Source organism: Acinetobacter sp. ANC_7654 (genome assembly GCF_056779855.1).
Genome location: NZ_JBWYIR010000018.1, coordinates 1 through 8,814 on the forward strand (window position 1 = coordinate 1; position 8,814 = coordinate 8,814).

Annotated in this window: 7 protein-coding genes; 2 read left to right on the plus strand and 5 right to left on the minus strand. The window is 35.7% G+C overall.

The window, feature by feature from the left end:
• Positions 1-1,190: BapA/Bap/LapF family prefix-like domain-containing protein (locus AC1M86_RS14625; RefSeq protein ID WP_481608242.1), on the minus strand; the 1,190-nt coding region annotated here is incomplete at its 3' end.
• 321 nt (positions 1,191-1,511) lie between these two features.
• Here AC1M86_RS14625 and AC1M86_RS14630 point away from each other — a divergent pair.
• The gene (locus AC1M86_RS14630; RefSeq protein WP_481588080.1) at positions 1,512-2,582 is read left to right on the plus strand and encodes a zinc-binding metallopeptidase family protein; all 1,071 of its coding nucleotides are present in this window, start codon (positions 1,512-1,514) and stop codon (positions 2,580-2,582) included.
• A 78-nt stretch (positions 2,583-2,660) separates the two neighbouring features.
• Positions 2,661-3,422 carry a 3-oxoacyl-ACP reductase gene (locus AC1M86_RS14635; protein ID WP_180029055.1) on the plus strand — a complete coding sequence of 254 codons (762 nt, stop codon included), beginning with the start codon at positions 2,661-2,663 and terminating at the stop codon, positions 3,420-3,422.
• 90 nt (positions 3,423-3,512) lie between these two features.
• On the opposite strand, the gene AC1M86_RS14640 is transcribed toward AC1M86_RS14635, so the two are convergent.
• The 4 genes from AC1M86_RS14640 to AC1M86_RS14655 all read right to left on the minus strand — a co-directional run bounded on the left by AC1M86_RS14640 (position 3,513) and on the right by AC1M86_RS14655 (position 8,596).
• Entirely contained in the window at positions 3,513-4,406 is an 894-nt protein-coding gene (locus AC1M86_RS14640; RefSeq protein WP_092766282.1) for a LysR family transcriptional regulator, read from the minus strand.
• 163 nt (positions 4,407-4,569) lie between these two features.
• The gene (locus tag AC1M86_RS14645) at positions 4,570-5,841 is read right to left on the minus strand and encodes a DcaP family trimeric outer membrane transporter (protein ID WP_481608243.1); all 1,272 of its coding nucleotides are present in this window, start codon (positions 5,839-5,841) and stop codon (positions 4,570-4,572) included.
• Between the two features lie 83 nt (positions 5,842-5,924).
• The gene (locus tag AC1M86_RS14650) at positions 5,925-7,295 is read right to left on the minus strand and encodes an MFS transporter (protein WP_035270292.1); all 1,371 of its coding nucleotides are present in this window, start codon (positions 7,293-7,295) and stop codon (positions 5,925-5,927) included.
• A gap of 386 nt (positions 7,296-7,681) precedes the next feature.
• Complete coding sequence (locus AC1M86_RS14655; RefSeq protein WP_035270297.1) at positions 7,682-8,596, minus strand: LysR family transcriptional regulator; 915 nt, start codon at positions 8,594-8,596, stop codon at positions 7,682-7,684.
• Positions 8,597-8,814 lie beyond the last annotated feature (218 nt).

The window sequence follows — 8,814 nt, forward strand, 5'->3', positions numbered from 1 at the left end:
ATCGCGGCATCAACATCATCAGCAATACCATTGCTATCTGTATCGTTCACTGCTGGTACAACTGTATCTAGAGCATCTAAACGAGCATCTAGATCATCTTTAGCTGCTGATGCAGGTAATGCATCAACCAAGCCTTGTGCTGTACCTTTCAACGCATCTAATTGATCTTTGATCGCTTGTAATTGAGCTTGCGTTGCTGGACTGATTACACCATTTTTAGCAGCAATTGCCTCTACCAATTCATCATGCTTAGCTTCTGCAGTTTGAACCGCTTGTGTTGCTGCTGAAAAATCTAAATTAGTAAGATTATCCACAGCATTATTTAGTTCATCACGAGCATTATTTACATCATCAATGCTTGGCTTGTCACCAATATTATTATTAAAGTCATCTACAAGCTTTTGAGCTTCTTCAATTTCTTTTTCTAATTCTGATCTAGTTTCATCAGTATATGGATCATTTGGATCTTCATTTTCCAACTTATCCTTTGCATTTTCCAAATCAGCTTCAAGATTATTAATTGCTTCTTCTAATTTAGCAGCATCTTTAGCTTCTTGATCTTTTAAAGCATCTTCAACAATAGAAATTAAATCATCAGCCGTCTGGTCAAGTAATTCTTGACTTGATTCTGGGTCTTTTAAAACAGCTTCTGCATCATTAATAGCATTTTCAACTCGCTGTTTTTCATCACCATCCAATTGATTTAATGAATTTTTAGCATCATTGATTGCATCAACTAATTTGCTGAGATCTTTGGAAGGTTGTTTTGTGTCACTTGATCCATTAGCAGCATCAAATACAGCAACGCCAACTCCAACTGCACCTAGTGCAAGTGCACCACCAGCTAACCAATTATTTAAGATTGTAGCGCCAGTTCCAGCACCACCTTCTAGTAACGCTTCTATGCTTTCTAAAGGGTTGTATTCTACATTTTTGAAATCAAGAACAAACATCTCACTATTTTGGTTACGGAAAACTAAATCAGATGTTTCATAATTGAAGTTTTCTAGGGTTATTGTTTCCCCATTATTAAGTTTAATAATGACCTGATTATCATTCACAATCAGCTCTTGAACATCTTCAGGAGCCACGTCGATCATTACAACTGAGTCTTCAACAATTTTAATTATATTGCTTTCTGAAGTGATCGTATTATTCAAGGTTTTTTTTGAGATAATCTGAGTTTGCATATACAAAATACCCATAGATTTAAAGAAATTTTACTTGATAGCATTAAACGATCATTTAGTTTTCTAATCAAGATTTTTTTAGATTAAAAATCATATATTTCAATATATTGTGATTTGCATCACACTATTTTTTAATAAAATTGATTTTATTTTATACAGTAACTAAATGATCTTAATTATACTGCTATTTACAAATTCAATACGTTGATTACTTATTGTTCATCATTTTTCTTGCTTTTAATTTTCATTATTTAATATCAGAAACACAAATTTTTTTTTGAAAAAAGCAATGGTATAATCTCAAAAAAATGAATAATTTTTATGAAATATTTTTCTTGCGCGCAGTGCAATCGGCAAATCTTTTTTATGAATTCTACATGTACTCATTGTGGAATTAATTTAGGATATGTTGTAGAAGAAAGAGAAATGGGAAGTTTCCATAAACATACTAGTCAATTGTGGAAATCTATTAATCCCAAATTCAAAAGTAAACTCTATAAACCCTGTTTTAATTATTTGCATCATCATGTATGCAATTGGATGATTCCTGCAGAAAGTTCTGATATTTACTGTGACTCTTGCAAACTAACCTCTATTATTCCAAATTTAAATAATCCTGATCACACCATCTATTGGAGCAGATTAGAGCATGCGAAGCGTCGTTTCCTTTATATGATGCAACAACTAAATATCATGCCGAGACCAAAAAAAAATGATCATGATCAATTTGGACTTAGATTTAATTTTTTGATGCCCGAACCAGATCTTCCTGTTTTAACTGGTCATGCTCAAGGTACAATTACATTAAATGCAAGCGAAGCAGACGTCGTATACCGCGAAACAACCCGAATAAAAATGGGTGAAAACTATCGAACCCTACTCGGTCATTTTCGCCACGAAAGCGGGCATTACTATTTCGATCTCATTCAACAGCTTCGACCAGATCTGATTGATGCGTTCAGAGTAATGTTTGGAGATGAACGACAAGATTATGCTGAGGCTTTAAAGCGACATTATCACGAAGGTCCACCCATAGACTGGCAGAAAAATTTTATTAGTTCCTATGCGAGTGCTCACCCATGGGAAGATTGGGCTGAGACTTGGGCACATTATTTACATATGATGGATACCTTAGAAACAGCATACTATGCGGGTCTGAGTGTTCAATCTAAACGTGCTGATCTCCCAAGTATGACGATCGAAGAAAATCCGATTGGTGCTAAAAACTTTGAAACTGTTTTACAAAACTGGTTAACCATCACTTTTAACTTAAATGCACTTAATCGCAGTATGGGTTTAGATGATGCATACCCATTTACGCTATCAGATAAAGTCTTAGACAAGCTCAGATTTATTCATCACAAACTATTAGAAATTTCATTTCAAAAATAAATATTTTTGCTTTATCAAAGGTTGAAGTTACTTATTATTTAAATACAATCTTCACCAAGTCTTATTGATTGTGTGTAAATGAAAATAAACGAACAGATTGTACTCGTTACAGGTGGGGCACGAGGCCTTGGCTTGGCTATTACCAAGGCATTATTGAGCGAAGGCGCTCGTGTCGTTGTCAATTATCATAGTAGTCATGAGTCCGCTAAGACATTAAAACTTTCACATCCTGATCAAGTTTTTAGTTATCAAGCGGATATTACTGATGCAGATCAAGTTTCAGAAATGTTTAACGCTGCCAAACTGCATTTTGGTGAAGCTATTCATTCAATTGTGAATAATGCACTCGTTAGATTTAAATTTAACGGGGATGCAAGACCAAATATTTCACAAATACAATGGAATGATATGCACACTCAGTTTGAGGGTGCTGTCAAAGCTGCCCTTAATACCACTCAAGCCGCTTTAGCCGACATGAAAGCTAATCGATTCGGTCGAATTGTGAATATAGGAACAAACTTGGTGCAAAATCCTGTTGTGCCATATCATGACTATACTACTGCAAAATCTGCCCTTCTCGCATTGACGAGAACATGTGCTCATGAATTAGGTGAGTTTGGAATTAATGTCAATATGTTGTCTGGTGGATTACTTCAACAAACTGATGCAAGTAAAAGCACGCCACAGGAAGTTTTTGATTATATTGCTTCCGCTACCCCCTTGCGTAAAGTAGTCACTCCTGATGAGTTTGCTTCAGCCATTTTAATGTTTTTGTCACCGTACTCCAAAGCTGTCACTGGTCAAAATTTAATAGTGGATGGCGGTTTAGTTAAAAATTAATATCGATGCTTAGAGCTTAGGCTATTTTTTATTTAAGGAATAGCCTACCTATATAACCCCAATCGCTTGCTCATAGAGTATTTATGAGTGTTATTTTACAAGGATTTCATGAAACATATGTCTAAGCCATTGATGGCTGGTCTTATGATGACAGGACATATGCCAGTATTGTTTAACACCATATGTCGGGAAAGCAATAGGTGCATCAAAGATTTTTAAATTGCCTCGTGATAATAAAACTTCACTTAGATAGTAAGGCACTGTAGCAATCGCATCAGTTTCTTGAACAACAAGACCAACACCAAGATAACTTGGTAATCGCATTAAAATATTTCTTTTAAGTTCAAGGTTTAACAGCTCATTTTCAATATGATAATGCCCCATTCCCGCATCAATATCAATGTGTGATTCTGCCAAATACTGCTCTTTGCTGATTGAATCTCCCGTTAAACGAGGGTGATCTTTTGCTGCAATTACAACATAATATTGCTCGAATAGTTTTTGTTGATAAAAGCCATTTTCCAAATGAGGCAGAAATCCTAATGCAAGATCAATTTCACCATTTGCCATTTGATAACTTGTTTCAGAAGTTATTGGACGCACATTTAATCTGACATGAGATGCTTTTGCTTTTAGATATTGGGAAATCTTAGGCAGTAATACTAAATGCGAAACATCAGTCATCGCCAAGGTGAATTGTTGATCTGATATAGCTTCATCAAAATCGATCGTAAAATTATTAATCGCTTCAACTTTACTTAATGCTTCACTGACCAATGGGAATAATTGCTTTGATAATTCCGTAGGGATCATTTCATTCCCAATTCTTAAAAAAAGCGGATCGTTATAATGTTGTCGAATTTTATTAAGAATATTACTTACAGCAGGTTGACTCATCTGCAATTGCTCAGCAGCAACTGAGACACTTTTAAATTTATAAACATGAAAAAAAATACTGAGTAATTTGCAATCTAATTCGTACACGAAACGCGCCTTCTCCTAGTAGATGAAAATGTAAAGTAAATAAGATCTCATAGTACTTTTATATTTTTATTTTTTCTAGGATCTATTCTGACATTCTCTAAAACCATCCCATAAAAAAAGAGCGAAAAATCGCTCTTTTTATCATCATTCAAGTTTGAATAATTTAGAAATTATAAATTGCTACAGCACTTACACGATTATCCTCACCTGTGTTAGAACCATTTGGTGCAGATACTACAGCTTTACGCTCACCATACACATATTCCAATCCAAGGCTAATCGGGTTGATCGGACTATAGAATGCATTGACCCAACCTTGCCAAAGCTCCTTATTGATCTCTGTCAGATTTACTGCACCACCTCGATAAGCATTTGTCACATCTTGATTCATATAACCAAAACCAACAGTTCCACGCCATTGAGGATTAAATTGCTGCGTTAGACCTATGGTAATTGAGTCAAATTCATTCTCATCTAAAATTTCACCAGATGAGCTACGGCTGATACCAGGATTCGTCCATGAAACAAAACTACTATCTCCTTTTACATGATAGTAGTCAGCTTTCAGTGTAGTTGAAGGAGCTAATTTATATTGCATACCAAGTCCTACGCCCCATGCAACGACTTCATCAACTTCTGTTTTCTTTTCATTGACCATAGTACGTAAACTGAGTTTAGCATCATCATTTAATTGATGATTCAATCGCGCTGTGACTGCAGGTGTACGCATTTTAGATAATCCATCTTTTGGATCTTCTGCTGCAAGGACCAAGCCTGTTGCAGGTGCTAAACTCATACTATAACGAACTTGAGGTGTACGTTTTACAGCACCACCCACATAACCTAAGGCATCAATCGTTTCAGGCATATAGTCTGGCACAGCAAAGTTAGACCAAGTTTGACCAATTAACCATTTATCGTAATTCATATAAGCATGACGTATACGAAGATTATCTAATCCAGCTCCACCCAAAAAGTCGACTTCAACTTTACCTGAAACTTTTTTATCATTAATTTGACTATGAATATCCAAACCTAAACGTGTTGCTGATAGAGTCGACTTAAGCTGATCACTCGCCTCATTATTACCGGTTAAAGGAACCTTATTAATATTATTATATAGGCGATCTAACCCACTACCTTCAGCTTGATATGAAGCATCTAGACGAACATTTCCATAAAAATTAAAAGTGGTATCTTTACCAACATTGAGTTTTGGTTGGGGTTTAACAGATTCAGTTTTTAATGTCTCAATCGATTTTGTCTGTACAACAGCATTCTTCTGTTGTTGTTCCATCATTGATTTAAGTACTTCAATTTCTTGACGTAGTTGCTCTATTTCAGACTGTTGTGGACTATTCGCGTATGCTGCAGTAGATGTTAAAACAGCTAATGAGATTAAACTTAAAGTAAAAGGTTTGTTTGAAAAGATCATCCTAATCTCTCTTATCCTATAAAATGGTTTAAAAGTCTAAGTAACAGCCACCTTCTGGCAGCTGTCTTATTTATAAAGAATTTTTACTGAGTTTGTTCTACGACTTTAGAAGAGTGTACAGATTCTTCCTGAGCAATTTTACCATCTACTGAATTTTTCAGATTCACCATGAAAATTGCTAAGGCTGCAATCACACCAGGAATTGCGATGACCAAGAAATTCATTTGGTGCGGAAGTTCCATGGTTAACAAAGCACCGGTGAGTACTGGACCTACGATTGCACCTATTCGACCAATACCAGATGCCCACCCCATACCAGTTGAACGAACTGTTGACGGATAATATTGTGCGACGAATGTATAAAGTAGAATTTGTGAGCCAATCGTTGCAGCGCCCGCGATTGCAATTAGCGTATACAACACGATTTGTGGACTATTAAAGCCGAGAAGGATAAGTGCAAGTGCACCGCACACGAACATAATTGTAAGTACTTTTTTGATGTGGAAACGATCTGCAAGATATCCACCACCAATTGCACCCACCATACCACCGATATTTAATGCAAATAGGAAGATCATACTTGCACCAAGGGAGTAACCCGCTTGAATCATAAGTTTTGGCAACCAGCTTCCTAAAGCATAAACCATAAGTAAACACATAAAGAATGCGATCCAAAACATGAATGTACTAAAGGTACGACCTTGCTGGAATAACGCTTTTAAAGGAGCTTCATCACCTGCTGTGACTTCATCTAATACAAATTGAGTGTCAGCAGTAATATTTTTTTCAGGTGCGATTTTCTTTACATTAATTCGCACTTGCTCGGTTTGGTTTTTGTTGGTCAGGTACATCAAAGATTCTGGTAGAAATTTCCAAATCAACGGCAATGCGATTAAAGGCAATGCAGCGATATAGAACATAATTTTCCAGCCATATTGTGGAACTAACCAAGCACCTAATAATGCTGACGTCATACCACCAATTGCATATCCACTGAACATAAGAGCAACTAAAGTACTTCTAATTCGCTTAGGTGCATATTCAGTCATTAAAGCAACAACGTTAGGCATCACACCGCCAATACCCAGACCAGCAAGAAAGCGTAAAATACCAAATTCAGTCGGATTTGATGCAAATGCCCCCAAAAATGTAAATCCACTGAAGATTGCCACACAAATCATGATGGTTTTTTTACGACCAAGCTTATCTGATAATGTACCAAATGACATAGCACCGAACATCATCCCAAATAAAGCTGTACTTGCTAACAATCCAGCTTGTACTGAAGTTAATGCCCATTCCTGCATTAATAAAGGTAATGCAACTCCGTAAATGACAAGATCATAACCATCAAAGATAATAATCAATAAGCACCAAAACAATACACCCCAATGAAATGGTGTGAACTTAGCATCATCAATCACACGATTGATATTTAATTTGTTTGCTTCCAAGGTTGCGCCTCCTGCAAATAAACTCTCCAAAAATATGACGCAACATTGACTTAAAGCTGAAAAAATGTCCAAAACCGAATATATCTATATATATACCTTCAAGGTCTAAATAATCTCGAGGGCTTATTTCTATTATGATTGAATAAAAATTATACGAATAATTACTTAAAAAAAAAATTCTTTGAGAATTTCTAATTTGAATTTTTTATTGCAACCTACTTTTTCTTTAAAGTTAAAATTATTTGTTTGAAATTTATCAAAAAAAATTAAGCCCCTTTTCGGGGCATAAGCTAAAGTCGTAGTTATTTTGAGTATTTAAGATTTTTGATTGCTATTTTTTATCCAATAGCTTTAGACCTAAGTCTAATTATTGTATTAGACCCTATCTAAATTAAATTTCTATCATACTTAATTGCTTCTAAATCATACACTTGGTAAATACAATCTATTAGAGACATGATGTCCTCGCTCTCATCTAGATTACGTATCGTCATAAATACTGGACTTACTGCAGTTTCATCTAAAATTGGGATGTAAAGCAAATGGGATAGCTGAATTGATTTCGCACTTTCTGGAACAATACAAATACCTTCACCAGCTGCAACCAAACCAAGAGATAGCTGAATTTCTCGCACCAAACGTATATTTTTAGGTTCTAAATTATATTCTGCAAACAAGGCTTGGACTTGAGTTGCAAAGCTAGGGGTTGTATGGCTAGGGTATAAAAAAATATTTTCATCAGAAATATCAGATAGATAAACACCTTCTTTTTTTAAACTTAAAGGATGACTCGCATGCACTGCCATCATTAAGCGCTCTTCACGAAGCAAAATTCGCTTCAATGCTGGATCTGAAATTCTAAGCCGCCCAAATCCAACATCAATCTTCCCCTCTTTGAGTGCTTTAACTTGTTCTAACGTGGTCATTTCAACAAGTTCAATCTTTAAGTGGGGTTGCTGCTGCCTATATAAATATACAATTTTAGAAAGCAGCCCATAAAGCAGTGACCCGACAAACCCCATTGTTACTGTACGTTCAACTAGACCTATACGCTTTGTCATAGACTTAACTTCTTCAGCATTGGCAAGTAATTTCACTGCGTGCTGATAAAAGAAATAACCGGCTTGTGTTGTTTTTAATGGACGGCTACCTCGCTCAAATAAAGCAATGCCAAGCTCTGATTCCAAATTTTGAATTTGTCTACTTAATGGTGGCTGCGCAATAAATAACTTTTCTGCTGCTTTTGTAAAACTTTGTTCTTCTACCACTGCGACAAAATATCGTAGATGTCTAAGCTCCATGACTTCCATACCTTTAAAATATATTAAAATGCAAAAATGATCTTCGACTCTATTTTTGCATTCTTTTAAGGTATACCACATGAAATACACAATGCAAGAATGCGTAGAGTGGAAATGATTACATCAGTTGAAACCTTGCTCGTTGAAATCCCGACGATCCGCCCACACAAGATGGCGGTCGCAACGATGCAAACTCAAACCTTAGTCCTCATTAAAAT